Consider the following 272-nt stretch of genomic DNA (forward strand, 5'->3'; position numbering starts at 1 on the left):
GGCGCGCCCTTGTCGTGGACGTAGGTGAGGGTTTCGGTCCAGGCCAGCGCGGCGCGCTCGCGTTCGCTGAACAGTTCGCTGACGCGCCAGCCGGCCAGGCAATCCAGCTTGTCTTGCGCCACCCCACACTCGCGCAGGGTCTGTGAGTGCTTGCCCAGGCAGAACGAGCAGCCGTTGATCTGCGACACGCGCAAAAACACCAGTTCCACCAGGGGCAAGCCCAGGGGGCTTGCGACCAGGGCGGTGTTGGTGGCGAGCAGGCCTTGATAGGC

1 protein-coding gene is annotated in these 272 nt (G+C 66.5%); it reads right to left on the reverse strand.

Annotated elements, in window-relative coordinates; all coding sequences use genetic code 11:
* Window positions 1-272 (reverse strand): carboxymuconolactone decarboxylase family protein (locus SB756_RS30145; RefSeq protein WP_410913246.1); only part of this gene is annotated, 272 nt, incomplete at both ends.

Source organism: Pseudomonas sp. SIMBA_068, from assembly GCF_046534705.1.
Classification (GTDB): Bacteria; Pseudomonadota; Gammaproteobacteria; order Pseudomonadales; family Pseudomonadaceae; genus Aquipseudomonas; species Aquipseudomonas putida.